Source organism: Pseudomonas sp. Leaf129 (assembly GCF_001423465.1).
GTDB classification, from domain to species: Bacteria; Pseudomonadota; Gammaproteobacteria; order Pseudomonadales; family Pseudomonadaceae; genus Aquipseudomonas; species Aquipseudomonas coleopterorum.
This window is the reverse complement of record NZ_LMOC01000001.1, coordinates 1,580,293-1,603,961: the sequence shown is the minus strand read 5'-3', so window position 1 is coordinate 1,603,961 and position 23,669 is coordinate 1,580,293. Positions and strand designations below refer to the sequence as shown.

General features: G+C 63.7%; 25 protein-coding genes. 18 read left to right on the top strand and 7 right to left on the bottom strand.

Annotated features, from left to right (window positions below):
* Positions 1-12: 12 nt before the first annotated feature.
* The 10 genes from ASF66_RS06975 to ASF66_RS06930 all read left to right on the top strand — a co-directional run bounded on the left by ASF66_RS06975 (position 13) and on the right by ASF66_RS06930 (position 8,854).
* Positions 13-873, top strand: coding sequence for a PHP domain-containing protein (locus ASF66_RS06975; RefSeq protein ID WP_056843252.1), 861 nt, complete (start codon positions 13-15; stop codon positions 871-873).
* 13 nt (positions 874-886) lie between these two features.
* Positions 887-1,516 (top strand): L-threonylcarbamoyladenylate synthase, encoded by a 630-nt coding sequence (locus tag ASF66_RS06970; protein WP_056843251.1) that lies wholly within the window; start codon positions 887-889, stop codon positions 1,514-1,516.
* 131 nt (positions 1,517-1,647) lie between these two features.
* Entirely contained in the window at positions 1,648-2,349 is a 702-nt protein-coding gene (locus ASF66_RS06965; RefSeq protein WP_161804301.1) for a segregation and condensation protein A, read from the top strand.
* Complete coding sequence (scpB, locus tag ASF66_RS06960; protein WP_056843250.1) at positions 2,346-3,101, top strand: SMC-Scp complex subunit ScpB; 756 nt, start codon at positions 2,346-2,348, stop codon at positions 3,099-3,101. Before ASF66_RS06965 ends, scpB begins: the two co-directional genes overlap by 4 nt.
* Positions 3,102-3,483: 382 nt before the next feature.
* The gene (locus ASF66_RS06955; protein WP_049861031.1) at positions 3,484-4,260 is read left to right on the top strand and encodes a transporter substrate-binding domain-containing protein; all 777 of its coding nucleotides are present in this window, start codon (positions 3,484-3,486) and stop codon (positions 4,258-4,260) included.
* 51 nt (positions 4,261-4,311) lie between these two features.
* Positions 4,312-4,989 carry an amino acid ABC transporter permease gene (locus ASF66_RS06950; protein ID WP_056843249.1) on the top strand — a complete coding sequence of 226 codons (678 nt, stop codon included), beginning with the start codon at positions 4,312-4,314 and terminating at the stop codon, positions 4,987-4,989.
* Positions 4,986-5,720: an amino acid ABC transporter ATP-binding protein gene (locus tag ASF66_RS06945; RefSeq protein WP_056843248.1), complete on the top strand. Its 735-nt coding sequence runs from the start codon at positions 4,986-4,988 to the stop codon at positions 5,718-5,720. The genes ASF66_RS06950 and ASF66_RS06945 overlap by 4 nt, the downstream gene beginning before the upstream one ends.
* A 37-nt stretch (positions 5,721-5,757) precedes the next feature.
* A complete protein-coding gene (locus ASF66_RS06940) occupies positions 5,758-7,005 on the top strand; it encodes a cysteine desulfurase-like protein (RefSeq protein WP_056843247.1) in 1,248 nt (415 codons plus the stop codon).
* Between the two features lie 37 nt (positions 7,006-7,042).
* Positions 7,043-7,900, top strand: coding sequence for a MurR/RpiR family transcriptional regulator (locus ASF66_RS06935; protein WP_056843246.1), 858 nt, complete (start codon positions 7,043-7,045; stop codon positions 7,898-7,900).
* A 45-nt stretch (positions 7,901-7,945) separates the two neighbouring features.
* Positions 7,946-8,854 (top strand): allantoinase PuuE, encoded by a 909-nt coding sequence (locus tag ASF66_RS06930; protein ID WP_056843471.1) that lies wholly within the window; start codon positions 7,946-7,948, stop codon positions 8,852-8,854.
* Positions 8,855-8,866: 12 nt separating this feature from the next.
* On the opposite strand, the gene ASF66_RS06925 is transcribed toward ASF66_RS06930, so the two are convergent.
* From ASF66_RS06925 to ASF66_RS06905, 5 genes are read right to left on the bottom strand one after another with little or no spacing between them, the layout of a single operon-like run.
* The gene (locus tag ASF66_RS06925) at positions 8,867-9,544 is read right to left on the bottom strand and encodes a GntR family transcriptional regulator (protein WP_201782764.1); all 678 of its coding nucleotides are present in this window, start codon (positions 9,542-9,544) and stop codon (positions 8,867-8,869) included.
* A gap of 30 nt (positions 9,545-9,574) precedes the next feature.
* Positions 9,575-10,393: an ABC transporter permease gene (locus ASF66_RS06920; RefSeq protein WP_056843245.1), complete on the bottom strand. Its 819-nt coding sequence runs from the start codon at positions 10,391-10,393 to the stop codon at positions 9,575-9,577.
* On the bottom strand, positions 10,390-11,247 hold the full coding sequence (locus tag ASF66_RS06915; RefSeq protein WP_056843244.1) for an ABC transporter permease: 858 nt from the start codon (positions 11,245-11,247) through the stop codon (positions 10,390-10,392). The genes ASF66_RS06920 and ASF66_RS06915 overlap by 4 nt, the downstream gene beginning before the upstream one ends.
* A gap of 44 nt (positions 11,248-11,291) precedes the next feature.
* Positions 11,292-12,338, bottom strand: a complete 1,047-nt coding sequence (locus tag ASF66_RS06910) for an ABC transporter substrate-binding protein (protein ID WP_056843243.1) — start codon at positions 12,336-12,338, stop codon at positions 11,292-11,294.
* Between the two features lie 30 nt (positions 12,339-12,368).
* Positions 12,369-13,463, bottom strand: a complete 1,095-nt coding sequence (locus ASF66_RS06905; protein ID WP_056843242.1) for an ABC transporter ATP-binding protein — start codon at positions 13,461-13,463, stop codon at positions 12,369-12,371.
* Between the two features lie 322 nt (positions 13,464-13,785).
* Here ASF66_RS06905 and ASF66_RS06900 point away from each other — a divergent pair, with 322 nt between their 5' ends.
* Entirely contained in the window at positions 13,786-15,222 is a 1,437-nt protein-coding gene (locus ASF66_RS06900; RefSeq protein WP_056843241.1) for an amidase, read from the top strand.
* A 67-nt stretch (positions 15,223-15,289) separates the two neighbouring features.
* Here the strand turns inward: ASF66_RS06900 and ASF66_RS06895 are convergent, their stop codons facing one another.
* Positions 15,290-16,024 carry an aspartate/glutamate racemase family protein gene (locus ASF66_RS06895; protein ID WP_056843240.1) on the bottom strand — a complete coding sequence of 245 codons (735 nt, stop codon included), beginning with the start codon at positions 16,022-16,024 and terminating at the stop codon, positions 15,290-15,292.
* A 32-nt stretch (positions 16,025-16,056) separates the two neighbouring features.
* Positions 16,057-16,788 carry a GntR family transcriptional regulator gene (locus ASF66_RS06890; RefSeq protein ID WP_056843239.1) on the bottom strand — a complete coding sequence of 244 codons (732 nt, stop codon included), beginning with the start codon at positions 16,786-16,788 and terminating at the stop codon, positions 16,057-16,059.
* Between the two features lie 321 nt (positions 16,789-17,109).
* Here ASF66_RS06890 and ASF66_RS06885 point away from each other — a divergent pair, with 321 nt between their 5' ends.
* Genes ASF66_RS06885 through ASF66_RS06855 form a run of 7 tightly spaced genes read left to right on the top strand, consistent with a single transcriptional unit; the run spans position 17,110 to position 23,669 of the window.
* Positions 17,110-18,135: an ABC transporter substrate-binding protein gene (locus ASF66_RS06885; RefSeq protein ID WP_056843238.1), complete on the top strand. Its 1,026-nt coding sequence runs from the start codon at positions 17,110-17,112 to the stop codon at positions 18,133-18,135.
* A gap of 1 nt (position 18,136) precedes the next feature.
* Positions 18,137-18,997, top strand: a complete 861-nt coding sequence (locus ASF66_RS06880) for an ABC transporter permease (RefSeq protein ID WP_056843237.1) — start codon at positions 18,137-18,139, stop codon at positions 18,995-18,997.
* 3 nt (positions 18,998-19,000) lie between these two features.
* Positions 19,001-19,771, top strand: coding sequence for an ABC transporter ATP-binding protein (locus ASF66_RS06875; protein WP_056843236.1), 771 nt, complete (start codon positions 19,001-19,003; stop codon positions 19,769-19,771).
* 1 nt (position 19,772) lies between these two features.
* Positions 19,773-20,771, top strand: a complete 999-nt coding sequence (locus ASF66_RS06870; RefSeq protein WP_056843235.1) for an NAD-dependent epimerase/dehydratase family protein — start codon at positions 19,773-19,775, stop codon at positions 20,769-20,771.
* Positions 20,768-21,565 (top strand): SDR family NAD(P)-dependent oxidoreductase, encoded by a 798-nt coding sequence (locus tag ASF66_RS06865; RefSeq protein ID WP_201782763.1) that lies wholly within the window; start codon positions 20,768-20,770, stop codon positions 21,563-21,565. The genes ASF66_RS06870 and ASF66_RS06865 overlap by 4 nt, the downstream gene beginning before the upstream one ends.
* Positions 21,562-22,944, top strand: a complete 1,383-nt coding sequence (locus ASF66_RS06860; protein ID WP_156463141.1) for an amidohydrolase family protein — start codon at positions 21,562-21,564, stop codon at positions 22,942-22,944. Before ASF66_RS06865 ends, ASF66_RS06860 begins: the two co-directional genes overlap by 4 nt.
* Positions 22,941-23,669, top strand: a complete 729-nt coding sequence (locus ASF66_RS06855) for a maleate cis-trans isomerase family protein (RefSeq protein ID WP_056843233.1) — start codon at positions 22,941-22,943, stop codon at positions 23,667-23,669. Before ASF66_RS06860 ends, ASF66_RS06855 begins: the two co-directional genes overlap by 4 nt.

Sequence of the window (23,669 nt, the reverse complement as noted above, 5' to 3'; positions counted from 1 at the left end):
GAAAGCGCCACTATGAATGTTGACCTGCACTGCCACAGCACCGCTTCCGACGGCGCCCTTGCGCCTGCCGTCCTGGTGCAGCGAGCCTTCGATCACGGCGTGCAGACCCTGGCCTTGACCGACCATGACACCCTGGAAGGCCAGCCAGAGGCCCGTGCGGCCGCGACAGCACTGAACATGCAGTGGGTCAGTGGTGTCGAGATGTCATGCACCTGGGGCGGCGCGACCATCCACGTGCTCGGTTACAATTTCGCTCTGGATGCGCCGCCTCTGGTCGCCGCGCTCGACAGCCTGCACCACGGTCGGTGGCTGCGTGCCGAAGAAATCGACCGGCGCCTGGCGCTTAAGGGCATGCCCGGTGCCCTGGAAGGCGCACGCGCCATCCAGCAAGGTCTGGGCGACAGCGGCAATGCGCCGGCCCGCCCGCACTTCGCCGATTTCCTCGTGCAGCAGGGCTACGTCAAGGACCGCCAGGAGGCGTTCCGCAAGTGGCTGGGCGCCGGCAAGCTGGGTGACGTCAAGCAGCACTGGCCCACCCTCGAGGACACTGTGCGCACGTTGCGCGAAGCCCGGGCCTGGATCAGCCTGGCGCATCCGTTGCACTACGATTTCACCCGCAGCAAGCGGCGCAAGCTGATCGGCGACTATATTCAGGCCGGAGGCCACGCGATCGAGGTGGTCAACGGCATGCAGGCGGCCGAGCAGGTCGGCACGCTGTCCATTCTGGCTCGCGAGTTCGGCCTGATGGTCAGCGCCGGCAGTGATTTCCATGGTCCGGGCGCCTGGGGTGAAATCGGTGTCTATCGACCCTTGCCGGTGGACCTGCCGCCGTTGTCCGCGCGGTTCAAGCACGATCCGTCAATCTCCGCCTGAACAGGATGCCAACGTGAGTCAATTCTTTCAGATCCACCCAGAGAATCCGCAGCCGCGGTTGATCAAGCAAGCGGTCGAGATCATTCGCAAGGGCGGCATCGTGATATACCCCACTGATTCCTCCTACGCCATCGGTTGCCAGATTGGCGACAAGAGCGCGGTGGAGCGGGTGCGCCGCCTGCGCCAGCTGGACGACAAACACAACTTTGCGATCATCTGCTGCGACCTGTCGCAGCTGGGGCTGTTCGCCAAGGTCGATACCGCGGCGTTCCGCCTGCTCAAGGCGCATACGCCAGGGCCGTATACCTTCATCCTCAGTGCCACCCGCGAAGTGCCGCGACTGCTGTTGCACCCCAAGCGCCGTACCATCGGCCTGCGCGTGCCCAGTCATCCGATCGCCCTGGCCCTGCTGGAAGAACTGGGCGAACCGCTGATGAGTGTGAGTTTGATCATGCCCGGTGACAGCGAGCCGCTCAGCGATCCGTACGAGATGCGTCAGCTGCTGGAAAAACATGTCGACCTGATCATCGATGGCGGCTTTGGCGGGACCGAAGCGTCCACCGTGATCAACCTGGCTGACGGCGATCCGCAGGTGATACGCGTGGGTTGCGGCGACCCGGCTCCGTTTGCGGCCATGGCGTGAGTGACCTGAGCGCGGTCGAAGAGCCGTCGTCCGGCCTTGCCCAAGGCTCGCCCGAGCAGCTGCAACTGGCGCTGGTCTATGGCCAGGCGTTCACCCAGATGCCGCAGGACCTGTACATCCCGCCGGATGCGCTGGAAGTGTTTCTGGAGGCGTTCGAAGGTCCGCTCGACCTGCTGCTGTACCTGATCCGCAAGCAGAACATCGATATCCTCGACATTCCCGTGGCGGAGATCACCCGTCAGTACATGGGCTACGTAGAGCTGATGAAGAGCGTACGCCTGGAGCTTGCCGCCGAGTACCTGGTGATGGCCGCCATGCTCGCCGAGATCAAGTCGCGCATGTTGCTGCCGCGCAGCGCCGTGGTCGAGGACGAAGAGCACGATCCGCGTGCCGAGCTGATTCGCCGCCTGCAGGAATACGAGCGCTTCAAGGCGGCTGCCGAAGGGATCGATACCCTCAAGCGGGTAGGTCGCGATCTCTACGTGCCCAAGCTCGATGCGCCCCAGGCCAAGGTGCGCAAGCTGCTGCCCGAGGTCAGCCTGGAAGAGCTGCTGATGTCCATGGCCGACGTGTTGCGCCGCAGCGACATGTTCGAAAGCCACCAGGTCAGCCGTGAGGCGCTGTCGACCCGTGAGCGCATGAGCCAGGTGCTCGAACGCCTGCGCGGTGGCGGCTTCGTGCCTTTCGTCGAGCTGTTCGGTGTCGAGGAAGGCAAGCTCGGCGTGGTGGTGACCTTCATGGCCATCCTCGAACTGGTCAAGGAGCAACTGATCGAACTGGTGCAGAATGACGCCTTTGCCGCTATCCATGTGCGTGCCCGAGCCGAACAATGAATTTGACTGACCCGCGCGATCTGGCGCCGCTGCTTGAAGCCTTCCTGCTGGCTTCCGGAAAACCCCAGTCCCTGGAACGCCTCCATGAGCTGTTCGAGGAGGCCGAGCGGCCGGAGCCGGCGGTGTTCAAGAAGGCCCTTGAAGTCCTGAGCAAATCCTGCGAGAAGCGCGCGTTCGAACTGGTCGAGGTTGCGTCCGGCTACCGCCTGCAGATCCGCGAAAAGTACGCGCCCTGGGTCGGCCGGCTCTGGGAAGAACGGCCGCAGCGCTATTCCCGTGCCCTGCTGGAAACCATGGCCCTGATCGCCTATCGCCAACCCATCACCCGCGGCGAGATCGAAGACGTGCGCGGCGTGGCGGTGAACAGCAATATCGTCAAGACCCTGGTGGAGCGTGAGTGGATCCGTGTGGTGGGTTACCGCGACGTGCCGGGCCGGCCGGCGATGTTCGCCACCACCAAGGCCTTCCTCGATCACTTCAACCTCAAGAGTCTCGACGAATTGCCGCCGCTGGCGGTTCTGCGCGAGATGGAACCCGAGTCCGTCCTCGACGATCACGACGAAGACGCGCCGGTGCCTGCCCATCTGCAGGCGTTGGCCGATGCCAGTGCCGAGGGTGAGGGCGAGGCACCGCCCAAGGACGAGACCAGCTTCCGCTCGTTGCTGGTGGAACTCGATTCGATGGAGCAGGGGCTCAAGATCGACTTCGATGATCTGCTCGAAGATCCTGTCAAGACTGACGACGATCGCTGATACCGCGCTGCGCTTTTCGCGGCCAGTGACCGCTCCTACAGAGGATTGCTGTTTTCCGGTGGATCGCGCTTTTACGGTAGGAGCGGTCATCGGCCGCGAAAAGGGCAGCGCGGTGTGCCAGGTTGAGCTGCGGTGCAGTCGCGATCCATGCTCTGCTTGAGTGCATCTGAGGCCTGCAATACCTGAACGACACCCGCCGCCCCACACATTTCCTACCTCTGCCAGACGCACCAATGCGGACATGGATTGCCCTCCAATGAAGCATTTAATTCATTAAAATTAAAACTTGAATTATTTGATTCTTGCTCCTAGTCTCGTTCACGACAGGCCTGCGCAAGTACCCAGGCCGCCATTGGCACTGACGTGAATCGGGGAGCTGGACATGAGCGTGAAAGTACTTTTGAGCATGGCTGTGGCCACTGCTTTTTCGGCCTCGGCACTGGCTGCCGATTGGACCGTCGGTGCCAACGTCGGCAACGTCCCTTGGGAGTTCCAGGACGCCAAGGGCGACATCGTCGGTTTCGAAGTCGATGTGGTGAAGGAAGTCGCCAAGCGCGCCGGCAAGACCGTGGAATTCGTCAACATTCCGTTCAACGGTCTGTTCAGCGCCGTGCAGTCCAAGCGCGCGGACATCGCCATTTCTTCGATCACTATCACCCCCAAACGCCTGGAATCGGTCGGGTTCGCCCAGCCGTACTACGACAGCGACCAGTCGCTCTCGGTGCTGACCAAGTCCGGCATCAAGGGCCTGGCCGACATGAGCGGCAAGGTAGTGGGTGTGGACACCGGTTCGACTGGCGACATGTGGGCCGCCCAGCACCAGGGTGAGTACAAGTTCAAGGACATCTCGCGCTACGAAGGGTTGTCGCCGGCCATGCTCGACCTGGCGTCCGGGCGCATGGACGGCTACATCAGCGACATTCCCGCCGTGCTCTATTACATCAAGGACAAGCCGCAGTATGCCGTGGTCGCGCGCATCCCCACCGGCGAGAAATACTCGCTGATGCACGCCAAGGGCTGGGCCGAAGGCGAACGCGTGAACACGATCATCAGCGAGATGAAAAAAGACGGCGTGATCGCCGACCTGCACAAGAAGTGGTTCGGTGCAGCTGCCGCAGACGATTCCAGCACCGTGAAGGTCGTCGACGTACCCAAGTAAGTTCAGCCTTTCGCCCCGCCCGCTACCGGCTCACGACCAAGGGATCCGTTCATGGAGTTGCTACACACTTTCTTCAACTGGGACGTGTTCGTCGATGCGCTGCCGTTGATGCTGCGCGGCCTTGGCGTGACCATCCTGCTGGGCGTGGTGAGTATCGTGCTGGGCCTGGTCGGCGGGTTGCTGCTGGCCATGCTCAGGCTGTATGGCTACACCCCCGTGCGCTGGCTGGCGCGGGTCTACATCGACGTGCTGCGCTCGATCCCGCTGCTGGTCCTGCTGGTGCTGATCTACTACGCCTTGCCCTTCGTCGGCATTCGGCTGTCGTCTTTCGCCGCGGCGGCGGCCGCGCTGTCTCTGGTGTCGTGTGCCTACTCGGCGGAAATATTCCGCTCCGGCATCGAGGCCATTCCCAAGGGGCAGTTCGAAGCGGCGGCTTCCCAGGGCATGAGTTTCTTCAACACCATGCGCGACGTGATCCTGCCCCAGGCCATGCGCATCGTTCTGCCGCCGATGACCAGCAACTGCATCAACGTCATGAAGGACACCGCCCTGGCCTCGGTGGTGGCCATGCCCGACCTGCTCAAGCAGGCCACCCAGGCCCAGGCGCTGTCGGCCAACCCTACACCGCTGGTGGGGGCGGCGATCATGTACCTGTTGTTGCTGCTGCCCCTGGTGCAACTGGTCAGTTGGGTCGAGCGGCGCAACGGCAACGGAGGCAAGCGCGCATGAGCAACGTCATCGAAATCGAACGGCTGGACAAGTTCTACGGACCTTTCCAGGCCCTCACCGATATCAACCTGACCGTCGCCCAGGGCGAGGTGGTGGTGATCCTCGGTCCGTCGGGGTCGGGCAAGTCCACCCTGATCCGCTGCATCAACCTGCTCGAACCCTATCAGGGCGGCGACATCCGGGTGTCCGGGCAGCGCGTGGAAAACGGCGCCAAGCTCGCCGGTATCCGCTGCGAAGTGGGCATGGTCTTTCAGAACTTCAACCTCTATCCCCACCTCACGGTGCTGGCTAACGTGGCCTTGGCACCGGTGCGGGTGCGCGGCATGAATCGACGCGACGCACAGGAGCGCGCGCGACTGTTGCTGGAGAAGGTCGGCATGGGCAGCCACGCCGACAAGTACCCCAGTCAATTGTCCGGCGGCCAGCAGCAACGGGTCGCGATTGCCCGGACCATGGCCATGGAGCCGCGAGTGATCCTGTTCGACGAACCCACCTCGGCTCTAGACCCGGAGATGGTCGGCGAAGTGCTCGACGTGATGCAGAACCTGGCTCGGTCCGGGGTGACCATGATCGTGGTGACCCACGAGATGGGCTTCGCGCGCAAGGTCGCCGACCGGGTGATCTTCATGGAAACCGGCCGCATCATCGAACAGAACGCTCCGCAGGCATTCTTCACTGCGCCGCAGGAACCGCGAACCCAGGCGTTCCTGCAGGCCATCCTGCATCACTGACAGGCTTGACCCCTGACAAGCAACCGGGAGACTCACTTTGACTGCCCTCGATATCGACTACGTTCGTCGCCAATTCCCTGCACTCGCCGACGGCTACGGCTACCTGGACAATGCCGGTGGTTCGGCAGTGCTCAAGCCGGTGGCCGAGCGCATCACCGAGTACCTGCTCAACCACGCGGTGCAACTGGGCGCCTCGTACGCGCCATCGGTCAAGGCCGGTGAGAAAGTGCTGGAAGCACGCGCCTCGGTGGCCCGGCTGATCAATGCTCGCCACTCGGAAGAGTGCGTGATGGCCGGCTCGACCACGCTGCTGCTGCAATTGCTGGCACGGGCGATTGCACCCTCGATCGGGGCGGGCGACGAGATCATCGTCACCCACAGCGATCACGAAGCCAACATCGGCCCTTGGCAGCGTCTGTGCGAAGAGCGCGGGGCCACGCTGCGCGTGTGGTTGGTGGACCCGTCCAGCCTGGAGCTGGAGCTGCACGACCTCCAAGCACTGCTGGGGCCACGCACCCGTTACGTGGCGATGACCCACGCGTCGAACATTCTGGGCAGCGTCAACCCGGTCGCGCAGGTCGCCGAGCACGTGCATGCTTGCGGTGCGAAGCTTGTGGTGGACGCGGTGGCGTACGCGCCGCACCGTCTGGTGGACGTACAGGCCAGTGGCGCCGACTACTACGTGTTCAGTTTCTACAAGGTCTTCGGTCCCCATTTCGCCGTGCTGTGGGGCAAGCGCGAGCTGTTGCTGGAGCTGCCCAGCCTCAACCACTTCTTCATCGGCCAGGACGTGCTGCCGTACAAACTGCAGCCGGGCAACGTCAACTACGAGCTGTCCTATGGCTGCATCGGCATCAGCGACTACCTGCTGGACATCGGTCGACGCTTGGGCGGCGAAGGCAGCGAGCGACAGATCATGCAGGCAGCCTTCGATGCGTTCGAAGTGCAGGAGAACGTGCTGGCCGAGATTCTGCTGGGCTATCTGCGCGAGGCCGACGGCGTCCGCATCATCGGTAAGCCGCGCGTCACCGCAGGTGACCGGGTGCCGACCATCAGTTTCGTGGTCGAGGGCGTGCAGTCCGAGGCGATCGTACGCCGCGTCGATGCAGCGCGTTTGGGCATCCGTTTTGGTGACTTCTACGCCCGTCACTTGATCGAAGCACTGGGCCTGGCGCCTCAGGGCGGGGTGGTGCGTGTTTCCATCGCGCACTACAACACCGTCGACGAAATGACCCGACTGGTGGAATGCCTGGCCCACGCCATCGCAGAACTGCGTCCCCGCTGACCGTCATCGAGCCATTGAGCTATCGAGCCACAGAACCATGCCATTACCGCAAACCCTTGAAGAGCTGCGCAGCGCCATCGCCGTCGGCCAGGACAAACTCACCGCGCGCATGCGCGATGCCGCGCAGTACGTGATCGAGCACCCCCATGACGTGGCGCTCAACACGGTCGCCGCCCTGGCCGCGCGTTCGCAGATTCCCGCTTCGGCCTTCATTCGTCTGGCTCAGGCCTTGGGCTATGGTGGCTTCAGCGACCTGCAGCGCGTGTGCAAGGCGCCGTTGGAAAAGGCCGGGCAGGGCAGCTTCAAGGAGCGTATCCGTCACTACCGCGGCGAGCAGCTGCTGGACGATCCGACCGACGTGGGCGCCATGCTCGGCGCCTTCAGCCGGGCCAATATCGTCTCCCTCGAACACCTCGCCGAAGGGCAGCAGGTGCAGGCGCTGGAACAGGCCATCGCCCTGCTGCAACAGGCGCGAACCACCTTCGTGGTCGGCATGCGCCGCTCGTTTCCCATGGCCGCGTACCTGAGTTATGCCTTGAGCCGGGTCGGCCGCCGCGCCGTGCACATCAGCGGCCTGGGCGGCAGCCTGCGCGAGCAGGTGGGGGCGCTGCATGGCGACGACGTACTGGTGGCCGTCAGCTTTCCGCCCTATGCCCAGGAAACCATCGACGCCTGCAATCAGGCGGTCGCGGCCGGCACGCCGATCGTGGCCATCACCGACAGCCTGTTGAGCCCGATCGGCCAGTGCGCTGCGGTGATGATCGAAGTCGACGACGCCGAGCTGCTCGGTTTCCGCTCGCTGACCGCGGCGTTCTGCGTCGCCCAGACTCTGGCCATGGGTCTGGCCTTCGGTGATGGCCGCGACCATGAAGCCCTCAAAGACATCGACTGCTGAGGCCCCAGGCCCGGCTTTTTGCCCAACCTGCTGGAGAGCCGTACCGTGACATTCCCCCTCAGAGATCTGGTCGGTTATGGCCAGCAACGTCCCCAAGGTACTTGGCCCAATGGTGCCCGACTGGCGATCAGTCTGGTCATCAACTACGAGGAAGGCTCCGAGCGCTCCCTGGCCATGGGTGATCCCGATCAGGAAAGCATGACCGAATGGGGCAGCTATCAGTTTCCCGATGGCGTGCGCAACCTGGCCATGGAATCGATGTACGAATACGGCTCGCGGGTCGGCATCTGGCGGATTCTGGAGATCTTGCAGAAGGCCAACGTGCCGTCCACCTTCCATGCCTGCGCGGTGGCGTTCGAACAGAATCCAGACGTCGCCCGCGCGGCGGTCGAGCTGGGCCATGAGGTGTGCAGCCATGGCTATCGCTGGGAGGAGGTGTTCCGCCTTACCGAGGAGCAGGAGCGCGAGCACATTCGCCTGGCCATCGAATCCTTCCAGCGCACCTGCGGCAAGCGCCCGGTGGGCTGGTACTGCCGCTATGGCGCCAGCGTGCGGACCCGTCGCCTGGTGGCCGAGGAGGGTGGGTTTCTCTACGACTCGGACGCCTACAACGATGACGTGCCGTACTTCGTCGACGTGGAAGGCAAACGCCACCTGGTGGTGCCGTACACCAGCGACGTCAACGATTTCCGTTACTGGAATTCACCGGGCCTCTCCCAGGCTTCGGATTTTCTCGAGTACATGAAGGAAAGCTTCGAGGTGCTGCACGAGGAGTCCGCGAATGGCTTGCGCATGATGTCCGTCGGCCTGCACCCGCGCATGGTCGGCCGCCCAGGCCGAGTGCGCGCCCTGCAGAAGTTCATCGAATACGCCCAGGGCCACGAAGGCGTCTGGTTCGCCACCCGCGAACAGATCGCCCAGGCCTGGCTGGAACGTGACGCCGCCGCAGTGTGAAAGCGGCTCTCTTTACCCGAAGACACTCTCCCACCTGATCGCGCTGTGCTGTTCCTGGCTCAGGTCCAGCACGCTTTCCACGTGGGCGAGGTGATGCAGCATCAGGGCAATAGCGCGTTCCTCGTCCTGCGCTTCGATGGCGGCAACGATTGCACCGTGTTCGTCCTCCGGGCAGGCGTGCATCTGCGGACCATCGTAGAGTGCATGCATCAGTGAGGTGACCGGACACAACTGGCGCATGATACGGGTAATGAAGCTGTTGCCGGCGATCTCGGCCAGCAGGCTGTGGAAATCGCCGGACAGCTTGATCAGCGCGCGGCGGTCCTGGTTCTTGCGCGCCATGGCCTCCTTTTTCAGGTGTGCATGCAGTGGCTTGCGTTGGGCCTTGGTCGAGCGATGGATGACGTTGCGAATGATCTCCGGTTCCAGCAGCCGGCGGGTGGCGAACAGGTCGCGGGTTTCCTGCACGGTGGGGCTGGTGACGAACGCGCCGCGGTTGGGGTGGAGCTTGACCAGACCTTCCTTGGCGAGCGCCATCAAGGCCTGGCGGATCTTGTTGCGACCCACGCCGAAAGCGATCGCCAGCTTCTCCTCGGCCAGCTTGATACCCGGCGGCAGGCGGTGCTCCATGATGGCGATGGTGATGTGTTCGGCGATGCCGTCGGCATCCTGTGGTGTGCTCAGATCCATATCCGTTTCCTGACGTACCCTTGCCCGCGGTCACCCGCGGATGCGTCGGCTGATGCCGGTCAATTTTTCCATCACGATCATCATCACCAGGGTGACAATGACCAGCACGCTGGACAGAGCGGCGATGGTTACGTCCAGCTTGCTCTCCAGGTCCTGCCACATGCGGATCGGCAGCATGTCGGTGCGCGCGTCGCGCAGAAACAGCGAGACGGCAGTGTTATCGAACGACGACATGAACGCAATGAATGCCCCGGCCGCGATGCCCGGCGCAATCAACGGCAAGGTAATGCGCCGCAACGCGTGAGCTCTCGAGGATCCCAGGCTGGCCGCGCTTTCCAGCAGCGCCGGCGGTAATTGCATCAGCGCCGAAGAGGTGGTTCGGATGACGTAGGGTACGCAGACCACGGTGTGACCGATCACCAGCGTGGTCATCGACACCGGCACGCCCAGCTCGCTGAAAAAGATCAGCGCCGACAAGCCGAACGCCAGCCCCGGCAGAATCAACGGCGACATGAACAGCGCGTCGAGGCAGCGCGCTTTCTTGCTTGTGGAACGGGCGATTGCCAGCGAGGCGGCAGTGCCCATGACCACACACAAGAGCGTGGTCATCGACGCCACCAGAAAACTGTTCCACGCCGCGAAATGCAGGGTGAACGCCTTGAGCAGGGCGACATACCAGCGTGTCGAGAAGCCTTGGGGCGGAAAGCGCAGTGAATAGCTGTCGGTGAACGAGACGATCAGCACGATAAGCGTAGGCGCCAACAGCAGAATCAAGGCGGCCCAGGCCACCAGATAGAGTGTGGCCTTGAGGACGATATCAGACAGGTCGTTGCGACGTCCCATGCTCATGTGGTTGCGTACCCCTTGCTGAGGCGGCCCAGGTAGCTCAACAGCGTCACGCAGCCGATCACGGCCACCAGAAACACTAGTGAGATAGCCGCCGCGTATGGCCAGTTCTGCAGGGACGACGCCTGCTGGTAGATGTACATCGGCATGAACAGCATCTGCCCGCCGCCCACCAGAGACTGGGTGATGAAGGCGGTGATGGTCGCCGAGAAGGTCAGCAGGCTGCCGGCGATGATGCCCGGCAGCGACAGCGGCACGGTGATCCGCCGGAAGGTGCGCCAGGCATTGGCGCCCAAGGCGGCGGAGGCATCCTCCAGATTGCTTTCCAGGCGCTGCAAGGTAGTGATCAGGGGCAGGGTCATCAGCGGCAACTGCACATTGGCCAGCGCCCAGATCAACCCTTCTCGGGAGTAGAGCAGGCGCAGCGGCTTGTCGATCCATGCCCAGCTCAGCAGCAGCTCGTTGACGATGCCCTGGCGCCCGAGGATCACCACCCAGGCGAAGGTGCGCACCACCACGCTGGTCAGCAGAGGCATGACGATGATCATCATCAGCACCTTCTGGGTGGTCGGCGAGCTGCGCACGTAGGCCCAGGCCAGAGCGTAGCCCAGGCCGAGGCACAGCACGGTAACCTGCACGCCGAGCCACAAGGTATCGCCAAGCACGCGCAAGGCCAGGCCTTCGCCAAAGATCTTCGCGTACTGCGCTACGCCCCAGACGCTGACGGCGGCGTCGTCGTGCAGGCTGACCAGCACCAGCAACAACAGCGGCGTGATGAAGAACAGCACGAAGAATGCTGCCAACGGCAGACCGTAGCGCAGGCTGTACACGGTGACGTCATGGTTTCGGGCGCTCACGTGCCGGACTCCTCACAGCGGGAAGGGATGGCTTCAGGCATGGCTCAGACCTGGATGTCCTTGTTGAAGCGCTCGATCCAGGCCGCCCGGTTCGGATTGATCACCTTCCAGTCCTGAAAGCGAAACCGGGATTTCATTTCTGCCTGGTCCTTGGCCAGTGATTCGGCTATCTCGCCAGACATCTTCACCTGCATGTTGGTCGGCACTACCAGGTAGGGCGCTTCCATCAGCTGCGATTGCACCTGGGGCGACATCGACGCCTCGATCAAGGCGAAAGCCAGATCGCGATTCGGTGAGTTCTTGACGATATGGATACTGGTCTTGAAAGCGATCGCGCCTTCCTTGGGCGCCACCCATTCCACCGGTACGCCACGGGCCTTGAGGATCTGGATGGCGTTGAAGTTGCCCGGGCTGATGTCGATCTGGCCTTGCTGGAACAGCGAAGCCAGTTGACCGGGGTTGGCGGCGACGGCGGCCAGGTTGGGCTTGAGTTTGGTCAGCAGTTCAAAGGCCGGCTCGATGTTGCTGTCCGAGCCGCCATGCAGTTTGGCCAGCTCGACCATGAAGCCGGTGCCCAGAGAGGAGTTCATGTTGGTGATGCCTACCCGGCCCTTGTACTCGGGCTTCCACAAGTCCATCCAGGAGTCGGGAGGGGTCTGGATGGTGTCCGGGTTATAGGTCAGGCCAACGATCTGATAGAAGATGCTCGGCCCCATCGGATCTTGGGCTTCGGGCATCAACTGCTGGTAGTAGGCGCTGTCCGCCACCGGGTAGGGCTCGATCAAGCCCTGTTCGATGGCGGTCAGGGCAGGGCCCGGATCGTGCAACATGACGTCGATAGGCGGATGTTCACGGGAGGCCATGACCTTGGAAATCTGGTCGACTGAGATCATCGGGTCGAGAATGACGTTCGCGTCTTTCATGTGTTCCAGCGCGGCAGGCACCAGCACAGCCTTGTGGGCTTCTTCCCAACTGCCGGTAAACGTCGCGAACACCAGATTGCGCGCTTGAGCCATGGTCAGCTGCGGGAACAGCTGCAGTGCGCCCAAGGCCAGGGCGGATTGCATGATGCGTCTGCGGGAAATATCCATCGTCGATTCCTCGTGCGGGTCAGTTCAGGGCTACAGGCTGGGCGCGGTAAACGTGGTGATCGCGTGGGCGCTGATAGGCCGCAGGCCCACCTGAGTGCCGGGCTTCAATGGCTCGGCACCCAGGCCGCGTGGCGAAGCGATCTTGATCCGCTGTCCGCCGGGCGTGAGCATTTCGTGGACGATCGAAGGGCCCAGTGGCAGGCCTAGTTCGACCTGGACGGGAAACCCGTCGCCTGCGGTGGTCAGTTCCAGGTTCTCGGGGCGGATGCATGCCACTACGGCGCTTCCGGGCCGAGCGTCCTGCGGGGTGCGGCAGGCCAGCAGGCTGCCGTCGGCCAAGCGTACTTGAGCCGACTCCCCGGCGTAGCTTTCCAGGGTCCCGGGCAGCACGTTGGCGTTGCCGACGAAGGTATTGACGAACAGGCTGCTGGGCGAATCGTAGATCTTCGACGGCGCGGCGAACTGCTCCAGGCGGCCGGCGTTCAGCACCGCCACACGGTCGGCCATCGACAGTGCTTCTTCCTGATCGTGGGTGACCATCACGCAGGTCACGCCCGACTGGCGCTGGAGCCGCTTGATCTCGATCTGCATGTCCATGCGCAGGCTTTTGTCCAAGGCCGAGAACGGCTCATCGAGCAACAGGATTCGCGGTTCCACGGCCAATGCCCGGGCCAGTGCTACACGCTGCTGCTGACCGCCGGAGAGCTGACGCGGATAGCGATCGGCCAGATGGCCGAGCTGGATCAGGTCGAGCATTTCATCGATGCGCGGCTTGCGCCGGGCGCGTGGAACGCGGCGAGCGTCCAGGCCGTAGGCAATGTTTTCGGCCACGCTCAAGTGAGGAAACAAGGCGTAGTTCTGGAACACGATGCCGATGTCGCGATGATGCGCAGGCAAGTGGTCGACGAGCTTGCCACCGATCACTACCTTGCCGGAGGTTTGCGGCTGGAAGCCGCCGATGATGCGCAGCAGGGTGGTCTTGCCACAGCCGGACGGCCCCAGCAGCGCGACCAACTCGCCGGCAGCCACTTCCAGGGTGATGTGGTCGACCGCCGGTGTGGCGCCGGCGTACTGGTGGAAGATGTCGTCCAGGGTAAGGTCGAAACCGGCGGTGGCAGTCTTCATGCGGGAGCTCGCAGTGCTGAACTAGGTTATATGGCTCGAAGCAATGCATGTGCCAAGCAGGACAGAGCCGGTCTTCGCACGGTTTAACTCGTTGTTTTAAATGAATCGATGCTTGTGTGCAGGCTATCCTGGAATCTGGATTGTGCACAAAATAGTGAACTAAGAATTGCACTGGATCAGTACTCAATCTGCTGGTGTTCACCATTATGTTGCTTGCCAGCCGCCCCGAACTGCTTGCCCGCACCCGCTGTTACGGCACCTGAGCGCGGCGGCGCGGATCTTGCTGAAACAGCGGTATCAGCCTTTCGCAGTGGAGTGAACCATGGATATTCATCGTCTCAAGGCGCAGCAGATCGCTCACTTGGTCAACACCCGTCAGCTAAGCGCGGTCGAGGTGGCGACAGCGGTGTGCGATCGTCTCGAGCGGTTGAATCCGTCGCTCAATGCGTTCATCGATTATCAGCGGGCCGACGTGCTGGCTCGAGCGCGTAGCAGCGACCAGCGGGTCGCCGCCAAGGAATATCTGCCTTTGGCCGGCGTACCGTTCAGTGTCAAGGACAACCTCTGGTTGGGCGGCCGACCGGCGACTTTCGGTTCCAGCGTGTTTGCCGACTTCGTGGCGCCGCGCGACTCCTGGTGCGTGCAACGCCTGAACGAGCTGGGCGGGGTTGCGCTGGGGATGACCAACTGTTCCGAGTTTGCCTGCAAGGGCATCACCACCAACCCGTTGCACGGCACCACCCGCAACCCGTGGAACCTGGCACTGACTCCAGGTGGATCGTCAGGGGGCGCGGTGGCTGCGGTGGCGGCCGGATTGGGGCCGTTGGCCCTGGCGACCTACGCGGGTGGCTCCACGCGGCGTCCCGCCGCGCACACCGGGCTGGTCGGCTTCAAACCGAGCCTTGGCGCCGTACCCAATCCTTGGGGGTTCGCCGACCCCAACCATCTGCTCTCGGTGATCGGCCAACTGGGGCGCGATGTCGAGGACGTTACCCTCATGGCTCGCAGTCTGTTCGCCTGGTACGCCGCCGACCCCTTGTCACAGCCGCATTTCAGTGCCCAGTCGCTGGCTCGACAGTCACGGGACCAGCGGTCGCTGCGGGTCGCCTGGTCGCCGGACCTGGGCCTGGGCATGGCGCTGGACAGCGATGTGGCCATGGCCATGGCGGCCGCATTGGCGACACTGCAACGCGCTGGCTGGTCCATCGAGATCGCCAGTCCCCGCTGGCCAGGCGGCCTGGAAGGTTATGCGTTGCTGGGCTTGCAGCATACGGCTTTGGCCGCACAGTTCGGGGGGCTTGCAGATGATCAGTTGCAGCGCCTGGACCCAGACATCCTGGCGCAGATCGAAACAGGTCGGGCGCTTTCCGGCGTACACACGGCCCGCTTGCTGGAATTGCGCAACGGACTGTCGCTGAGCCTGGCCACATTCTTCGACGACTATGATCTGCTGCTGTGTCCGACCGCGCCGGTGGAAGCCTGGGCCGTGGGGCAATTGGGCCCCGCGACCATTGGCGGTCAGCCCGCCGGGCCGCGCGGACATGCCGGTTATACCCCGGTGTTCAACTACTGCGGGGTGCCCGCACTGTCGTTGCCTTGTGGCTTCGGCAAGCACGGGCTGCCGGTGGGGCTGCAGGTGGTTGCCGCGCGCTACATGGACGGGCGCGTGCTTCAGGCCGCCGCGGAAATGGAGCGGGTGCTGGGCCTGTCGTTCGAGGCGCCCATGCTGCGCAACCAAGGTATCCCCCAACCCCTGTAGCAGCGGCGCAAGCCGCGTCGGCGGCACATGCGGTTTGGCAGACACCCAGCGGTCACCCCGGACGCCACTACAGGAGGGCCTGTAACCCCGCTGGCAAGCCTTGGTTGGGTTTGGCCGGCGGGCGGGCAAAGCTGCCTTGGGTGGCCCGACCGGCCTGCAGGCGGTGCAACAACTGCGCCTGGGCCACGCCGCACGATACGCCGTCCACCACCGGAACCGGCAACCGCCCGGCCAACCCCCGCGCCAGCCCAGCCAGTGGGGCACCGGCGAGGATCAGCACGTCGGCGCCATCTGCGTTCACCGCCAGGTGGCTGAGCTCCAGTAGGCGCTCGGCATGATCTTCCTGAACGCTGCCAGCGTCGCGCAACGGGCGGTCCAGATGGCGAATGCTGGCCAGGCGGTCGAGCATGCCGTTCTGTGCCACGCACTCACGGTACCAACTGGTGATACGCCGGGAGATGGCGATGATCGAGATCCTCTGGCCCAGTTGGGCGGCCGTCATCAATGCCGCTTCGGTCATGCCCACCACCGGCACGTCCAGTACCTCCTTGAGCGCAAGCAGCCCGGGATCACCGAATGCTGCCACCAGTACTGCGTCGTAGCTGCCCAGGCGCTCCCCGGCGATCACTGTGGCTGCGTGGGCGCCGAGCAGGGCTTCGAAGCGGGTCTCGATGTAAGCCACACCGCTCGCCGCGGTCGCCATCTGGATCTGCGTATCCGCAGCCGCAGTGCGGTGCGCTTCTGCCTCGATCAGGTCGGTGACACTGTGGGAGATATTGGGATTGATGATCAGCAGTCTCATGGCGGTTCCTGGGGGTCCGGTTGCGTGGGGCGTCAGCCGAAAATTGCCTGCAGGTCGACTTCGGCTTCTTCTTCAACCGATAGGTCCAGCGTCGCCTCGATGTGGTCCAGGTGCCCCAGCATCAAGGCGATGGCTGCCTCGACCTGGCCTCGCTCCATGGCTTCGACGATTTCGGTGTGCTCATGGTTGGGGCAGGCAGGCACGTTCGGCGAGTCGTACAGCAGAATGATCAGGCAAGTCAGCGAGGACAGCTCGCGCATCAGTTTGACCAGGGGTGGGCTGTCGACCATCTGCGCGATCAGCAGATGAAACTCGCCGGACAGGCGAATCACCGCGCGCTTGTCGCCTGTCTCGCGAGCGGCGCGTTCTTCAGCCACGTGGGCGTGCAGGCGACTGAACTGCTGGCTGTCGGCCTTGGCCACCAGGCTACGGATCAGCGCCGGCTCCAGAATGCGCCGGGCCTGAAAGACATGCCGGGCTTCCTCCACTGACGGGCTGGCGATGAACGCACCCCGATTGGGAATGGTGGTGACGACTCCCTCATGGGCCAGGCGCGCCAGCACCTCGCGGATGCGTGTGCGATTGACCTGGAACACCCCGGCCAGCTTCTCCTCCACCAGCTTGGTACCGGGGATCAGGCGGTGCTCCATCACGGCGTTGAGGATGCGCTCGTAGATGCCATCGCGGGTGCTGCCGGTGCCCAGGATCTGCCCGGTACTGCGAACACGACGCGAGCGGGGGGAGAATGTTTGTTGATCGAGCACGTAAAGGCTCCTCGTAAGCTTCGTTACTGTCAGATGGCGGATTGTCACAAAATGGTGTGTGGTTGTCCAAACATGCACCACGGCGACCCATAGGCGGGCAGCGATCGCTTTCCCGCCCATGATCAGCCCGTACTCACGGGCGCAGTCTGCGACCGCGAAAACCGCTGCGTGCGGTTAGCGAGGCCCCGCTGTGCAGCCCCTGAGCTCCATAGGCCTGCTTTGAAACCAACGCGGTTTCCGGCCAGTGCCACAAACATGGCATAACGGTTGCAAACTCTTTGCCACAAAGCCTTAGCCTTTAGTGACAATTGGAGAAGCCCGATGCCAGCTATTCGTTCGTCCACTACCTTGCTCAAGCGTGCCTTTTCGGCCTTGGTGTTGAGCCTCGGCATGATGGCCATGTCCCATGCCGACGAAGCCAAACCGGTCAAGCTCGGTTACGCCAAGTGCGCCCACTGCACGCCGTTGTCCCTGACGCCGCAAAACGCCACCGGGGTGAAACTCGACGCCATTGCCTTTAACACCGGCAACGACGTGCTCACGGCGCTGCTGTCCAAGAGCATCGACGTGGCGCAGGTCACCTACCTGCATTACGCCACCGCGCTGGACAAGGGGTTCGACGTGGTGGCCGTGTCCGGGCAGATCAACGGCGGCTCACAGATTCTGGTGGGCAACGACCTGCCGCTGCAGCCAGGCGACTGGGTCGGCTTGAAGGCGCTCATCGACAAGTACAAGGCCGAAGACAAGCCTTTCCGTGTCGCCGCTTCGCGCGGCAACGCCCAGGATATCCATATGCGTGGGGCGTTCCTCAAGCACGGCATCGATATCAACAAGGATGTGCAATTCATCAACATCCCCAACCCGTCTGACCACGTGCAGGCACTGCGCCGCGGCGAAGTGGAGCTGATCACGTCGGTGGACCCGTTCGCCACGCAGATCCGCGAGGTCAAGGCGGCCAAGTTCTTCGACTTTCCCTACGATCAGGCTGCTGGCAAGTTGACCAACCTGATCGTTACCCGCTCCGATGTGATTGAGGACAACCGCAAGGGCGTCGAGGAAACAGTGCGTTCCATCGTCAAGGTCAATGACCTGATGGCCAACGACAAGCCGCTGTTCATCGACACCATCCAGAAAGTCACCGGGCTGGACAAGGCCATCGCCACTGGCGCGGTCGACAACCTTTACCCCGACTACGCCATGCACCGCGCCTCGGCGGTGGCCATTGCGCAAATGATGCGTGACCTCAAGTACATCAGCACCGATGTCAGCCAGCAGGTAGAGAAGAACCTGGACTACAGCTTTCTGGAAGCGGTGACCGGCAAGCCGAAAACCGAGCTGGGGTACTGATATGAAAAGTACCGCCATCAAGGCGCACGGGGGCGGGCGAAGGCATGGGCTATCCCTGAGCCTGCGCCTGTACAAACGCATCGAGCGCGGCATTGTGCCGGTACTGCTGCTGGTGGGCTGGGAGATCTTTTCCCGCTCCGGGATCTTGCCGCGGGCGCTGCTGCCGGCGCCGTCCCAGGTCATGATCGCCTGGGCAGACTGGGTCTTCGCCACCGATGGCAACACCCAGAGCTACAGCGGCCACTGGATCCTCGATGTAGCCGCCAGCTCGTTCCGGGTGTTCGCAGGCTTCGCTATCGCGGCTGTGCTCGGCGTCGGCGCAGGCATGGCCATCGGCTGGTCGCGCACCGCAGAAAACCTGTTCGAGCCGGTGCTGCAGATTCTGCGCCCGATACCGCCGGTGTCCTGGATTCCCCTGGCGATCATCTGGTTCGGCATCGCCGACAAACCGGCAATCTTTCTGGTGTTCATGGGGTCGTTCTTCCCGGTGCTGTTGAGCACCATTCACGGTGTCAAGAACTGCGACCGCAACCTGTTGCGCGCAGGCGCCATGACCGGTGGTACGCCAAGCAAACTATTGCTCTACATCGTCTTCCCGGCGGCGCTGCCGAGCATCTTCTCGGGTCTGCGCATCGCCATCGGCTCGGCGTGGATGCTCACGGTCACAGCGGAAATGGTCGCGGTGAAAAGCGGCGTCGGCTATGTGCTGTGGGATTCCTATTATTTCCTGCGTTACGACATCGTCATCGCCTCCATGGTCAGCATCGGCCTGCTGGGTTTTCTCAGTGACTATGCGATCAAGCGGGTGGGCGCATACCTGTTGCGCTGGCAGCGCGGTTCCACGTTGCAGAAGGAGGGCTGAGGCATGGCACTGATCACCATCGACCGCGTCTCGCGCGTGTTCGACGACCCTAAGCGACCTACCGGCATCGTTGCCCTGGACGACGTCAGCCTGACAGTGGCGCGCAACGAATTTCTCTGCCTGCTGGGCCCCAGTGGCTGCGGCAAGTCGACCCTGCTGAACATGATCGCCGGCTTCGATCACCCTACCCAGGGCACCGTCAGCGTGGGCGGGCAGTCGATAACCGCGCCGGGGGCCGATCGTGGCGTGGTGTTTCAGCAAGCCAACCTGATGCCGTGGTTGCCGGTCTGGGAGAACGTCGCCTTTCACCTGAAGATGCGCAGCGTGGGCAAGGACATACGTCGTGAGAAAGCGCAGAAATTCATCGAAATGGTGGGCCTGACCGGCTTTGAGAACCACTTTCCCAGCGAACTCTCCGGCGGCATGAATCAGCGCGTGGGCATCGCCCGCGCATTGCTCATGAACCCTGAAGTGATCCTCATGGATGAGCCGTTCGGTGCGTTGGACGAACAGACCAAGATGGACATGCACGCCGAGCTGATCCGGATCTGGCGCGAGAGCCAGAGTACTATCGTATTCGTCACCCATGGCATCGATGAGTCCTTGGCACTGGGTACCCATGTGGCGGTGATGTCGGCCCGCCCAGGGCGCATCCGCGAGTTGCTGCCGATCGAGCTAGAACGTCCGCGCGACCCCACCAGCAAGGCCTTCAACGACTACAAGCGGCACATCCTGGCGCTGCTGCGCCCGGAACCGCTGCGGGAAAACGCCTGAGATGAAAACGCTGATCACCGGCAGCAGTGGCTTCGTCGGCCTGGCCTTGAGCGAGCATTTGCTGACGGCGGGTGAAGAAGTGATCGGTTTCGACCTGGGGCCGATTCCGGACGCCGCGCGCGCGATTTTCGCCAAATTGCCGGGACGTCTCATCGAGCATCAGGGCGATGTGCGGGATGCGAGCGACCTGCGCACGCTCATGGGTCGCCATCGTCCCCAGCGGGTGGTGACCCTGGCCGCCATCACCGCCGACGCCGAGCGCGAGCTTCTGGCGCCACAGGCGATCTTCGAAGTGAACGTGGGCGGGGTACTCGCGGCCATTGGCGCGAGCGCCGAGTGCGGTGTGTCACGGGTGGTGCACATCAGCTCGGGCTCGGTCTACGGCAGCACCGGGCGTCACGCGCCGTTGCTCGACGAAGCCCGTTCCGCCTTGGCCCCCGAGGGCCTCTACGGCCAATCCAAGCGTAGCGCCGAGGATGCGGCGCGGCGCCTTGCCCAACTGCATGGGTTGCCCTTGGTTATCGGCCGCCTGGGCACTTGCTTCGGGCCCTGGGAAGCCGACAGCGGCGTGCGCGACACCCTCAGCGCGCCCCTGCAACTGTTGCAAGTGGCCCGCCGTGGCGGCACGGCGATCCTGGCGCGCGACAGCCTGCGCGACTGGCTGTATGTCCGCGACGCCGCGCAGGCCATCGGCTGCCTGCTGGACCAGCCGCAGTGGCGATATCCCCTCTATAACCTGGCAGCTGGTTTTCAATGGCCGCTCAGTCAATGGTGCACTCGCCTGGCCACACGCTTCCCGGACTTCCGCTGGCGTCTGGCGGCGCCAGGGGAAACACCGAACATCGAGCTGTACGCCGACTATGACCGGGCGAGCATGGCGGTCGACCGTCTGCGCGAAGACTGCGGCTTCGCTCCGCGATTCGACATCGACGCTGCCGATCACGATTTTCATCACTGGCTTGCCCAGGCGGCAGGCCCCCAGACAAGGGTGAACCCATGACTCCCACCCCTTTGGCGAACTCGTCGAGCATGGCGGGCCAAGTGTGCATCGTCACCGGTGCGGCATCCGGCATCGGCCGCGCCATTGCCTGGCACCTGGCAAGCCACGGTGCCTGCGTGGTCATCGCCGATGTCACCACGGCTGTCATCGAGGGCGGCGAGCCAACTGCCGACCTGATTCGCGCCGCTGGCCATCAAGCCCTGTTCGTGCAGACCGACGTTGCCGACAGCGCTCAGGTCGAAGCCTTGGTCGAGACCACGGTAGCGCGCTTCGGGCGCCTCGATGTGCTGGTCAATAACGCCTGCATCCGTCACGCGCGGCCCTTGCTCGAGCTTGACGAGGCCGACTGGCAGCGTGTCCTGGACGTCAATCTCGGAGGTGTCTACCGCTGTTGCCGGGCTGCCGTGCGGCAAATGGTCGGCCAGGCGATAGTCGGTGAAACCCGCGGACGCATCGTCAACCTGTCCTCGCAACACGGCATGATTGCCGCGCCCCACGACTTGGCCTATGGCGTGAGCAAAGCGGCTGTGGATTACCTCACCCGGCAGGTTGCCGGCGACTATGCCGAGCAGCGTATCGTCTGCAACGCGGTGGCGCCCGGCAAGATCCAGACCGGCGCCGGTGGCCGGGCGGTAGACCCGGCGGTGATGGCGCGGGCCGCGCGGCGTACCCCCTGGCCGCGGTTGGGCCATCCCGACGATGTCGCCAAGGCCGTGCTGTTTCTGGCCAGCGCCGAGGCCAGCTTCATCACCGGCACCACGTTGATGGTGGACGGCGGGTGGATGGCCGCATGATCGACAACCCACTGGATCTACTGATTACCGGCGCGGTGCTGCTGGACCCGGTCGACGGCCGTGCGCAGTCCGCGAGCCTGGGCATCCGTGGCCAACGCATCGCCCACGTCGGGCCAGCCCACCAGGCTGCTCCCAAAGCCGTGCGGCATCTGCACCTGCCGGGCCGGGTGGTGGTGCCCGGCTTCGTCAATACCCATTACCATGCTGGCCTGAATTTCGTCCGTGGAGTGGCGCCGGACTGCGGCTTCGCGCCGTCCTACACCCCCGGCTTGCCACAGGCTTCATGGCTCAGCCCGGAAGAAGCACTGGCGTTGTCCCGCCTCGGTGCACTGGAAGCGCTGCGGGCGGGTTGCACGACGCTTGTGGACAGCTTCGTGCATGCCGAGCACACAGTGGCAGGCATGGCCGAGACAGGTGTGCGCCTGTTCGCCAGCCAACGTTTGGCCGATGTCGATTTCGCCTCGGTGCTGCAAGGCACGCGGCGCTTCGACCTGAAGCGTGGCCTGGCCCAGCTGGACCACGCCGAGGCCTTCGTCGAACGCTGGGCAGGGCAAGCCGACGGACGTATCCAGGCCCACCTGACCGCTCACGCGCCCGATACCTGCTCGCTGGAGTTCCTGCGCCAGATCGATGCCTTGGCCCGCCGGCATGGTCTGCAGATCAGCACGCACCTGGCGCAGAGCCAGGACGAATTGGATTGGGTGCGCGCTACCCACGGCCGCTCGCCGGTGCAACTGCTCGATGAGCTGGGCATGCTCGATTCGCGCCTGCTGGCCGGTCACTGCATTCACGTGAATGACGAGGACATCGCCCGCATCGGCGCCTCGGGTGCTCATGTCGTGCACATCCCGGTCGGCAACGCCATGTCCGGACGGGTGGCGCCGACGCGTCGCCTGCTGCAGGCCGGCGCGCGCCTGTGCCTGGCTACCGACACCATGCACGGCGACATGATCGAGGTCATGCGCTGGGCGCTCGCGGTAGGGCGGTTGAGTGCCGGGCAAGTAGCCGGCGATTGGCAACCACGCGACGTGCTGCGCATGGCCACCGTCAACGGCGCCGCGGCGCTAGGTTGGGGCGAACACCTGGGTCGATTGGCGGTCGGCCAGTTGGCTGACCTGGCCATCCTCGACTATCGACAGCTCCACCTCACTCCCTGCATCGATGCGCTGGGCAGTTTGGTGCACAACGCCACCGGGGCCGACGTCGAAACCGTGATCGTCGACGGTCGGGTGGTGATCGACCAAGGCCGCTCGACCCAGGTCGACGAAGCCTGTGTACGTGCCGCAGCCGACACCGTGTGCCGCGACCTGTGGCAACGTTGCGAAAAGCCTTTGCGCGCCTATCCTTCCTCGCACGCGATCACTGGAGGTCCAGCATGACCCGCCGTATTCGCCTGGGCGTGCTTACGCCTTCCTCGAACACCGCACTGGAGCCACTGACCCAGGCGTTGATAGCCGGCCTGCCGGAAGTCAGCGTGCATTTCTCACGCTTCAGTGTCACTCAGATCGCCCTCAGCGCCGACGCGCTGGGCCAGTTCCAGCTCGAGCGGATTCTGGACGCGGCGCGCTTGCTGGCCGATGCCCATGTCGACGTAATCGGCTGGAGCGGCACATCTGCCGGATGGCTGGGTTTCGAGACCGACGTTGCGCTATGCCAGGCCATTACCGAGGCCACGGCGATACCGGCGACGACCTCGGTGCTGGCACTGAACAAGGCGCTGCAGCGCTTCGGCATTCGCCGCCTGGGCCTGGTCTCGCCGTATCTGGCGGAAGTACAGGCGAAGATCGTTGCCAACTATGCCGCGCTGGGCATCGATGCCAGCGCCGAAAGCCACCTGTCGCTGCAGGACAATTTCTCCTTTGCCGAAGTGGACGAAGCCACCTTGGATCGTCAGGTGGCCGACGTGGTCGCGGCCGGTGCCGAGGCCATCACCACCTTCTGCACCAACCTGCACGCCGCCCACCGTGCCGAACCCTGGGAGCGCCAGCACGGGGTACCGGTGTTAGACACGGTGACGACGGTGCTCTGGGACATGTTGAACATGACCGGCGTGGACACACGTCGCTTGACCGGCTGGGGCCGGCTACTGCTTGAAGAGGCTTGA

Bases quoted from the DNA above. Each gene is read 5' to 3' on its own strand.
- ASF66_RS06900 (WP_056843241.1), top strand. From the start codon at position 13,786: ATGGATATTCATCGTCTCAAGGCGCAGCAGATCGCTCACTTGGTCAAC.
- ASF66_RS06885 (WP_056843238.1), top strand. From the start codon at position 17,110: ATGCCAGCTATTCGTTCGTCCACTACCTTGCTCAAGCGTGCCTTTTCG.
- ASF66_RS06880 (WP_056843237.1), top strand. From the start codon at position 18,137: ATGAAAAGTACCGCCATCAAGGCGCACGGGGGCGGGCGAAGGCATGGG.
- ASF66_RS06905 (WP_056843242.1), bottom strand. From the start codon at position 13,463: ATGAAGACTGCCACCGCCGGTTTCGACCTTACCCTGGACGACATCTTC.
- ASF66_RS06950 (WP_056843249.1), top strand. From the start codon at position 4,312: ATGGAGTTGCTACACACTTTCTTCAACTGGGACGTGTTCGTCGATGCG.
- ASF66_RS06875 (WP_056843236.1), top strand. From the start codon at position 19,001: ATGGCACTGATCACCATCGACCGCGTCTCGCGCGTGTTCGACGACCCT.
- ASF66_RS06910 (WP_056843243.1), bottom strand. From the start codon at position 12,338: ATGGATATTTCCCGCAGACGCATCATGCAATCCGCCCTGGCCTTGGGC.
- ASF66_RS06920 (WP_056843245.1), bottom strand. From the start codon at position 10,393: ATGAGCATGGGACGTCGCAACGACCTGTCTGATATCGTCCTCAAGGCC.
- ASF66_RS06860 (WP_156463141.1), top strand. From the start codon at position 21,562: ATGATCGACAACCCACTGGATCTACTGATTACCGGCGCGGTGCTGCTG.
- ASF66_RS06895 (WP_056843240.1), bottom strand. From the start codon at position 16,024: ATGAGACTGCTGATCATCAATCCCAATATCTCCCACAGTGTCACCGAC.
- ASF66_RS06925 (WP_201782764.1), bottom strand. From the start codon at position 9,544: ATGGATCTGAGCACACCACAGGATGCCGACGGCATCGCCGAACACATC.
- scpB (WP_056843250.1), top strand. From the start codon at position 2,346: ATGAATTTGACTGACCCGCGCGATCTGGCGCCGCTGCTTGAAGCCTTC.
- ASF66_RS06975 (WP_056843252.1), top strand. From the start codon at position 13: ATGAATGTTGACCTGCACTGCCACAGCACCGCTTCCGACGGCGCCCTT.
- ASF66_RS06870 (WP_056843235.1), top strand. From the start codon at position 19,773: ATGAAAACGCTGATCACCGGCAGCAGTGGCTTCGTCGGCCTGGCCTTG.
- ASF66_RS06865 (WP_201782763.1), top strand. From the start codon at position 20,768: ATGACTCCCACCCCTTTGGCGAACTCGTCGAGCATGGCGGGCCAAGTG.
- ASF66_RS06955 (WP_049861031.1), top strand. From the start codon at position 3,484: ATGAGCGTGAAAGTACTTTTGAGCATGGCTGTGGCCACTGCTTTTTCG.
- ASF66_RS06855 (WP_056843233.1), top strand. From the start codon at position 22,941: ATGACCCGCCGTATTCGCCTGGGCGTGCTTACGCCTTCCTCGAACACC.
- ASF66_RS06945 (WP_056843248.1), top strand. From the start codon at position 4,986: ATGAGCAACGTCATCGAAATCGAACGGCTGGACAAGTTCTACGGACCT.
- ASF66_RS06935 (WP_056843246.1), top strand. From the start codon at position 7,043: ATGCCATTACCGCAAACCCTTGAAGAGCTGCGCAGCGCCATCGCCGTC.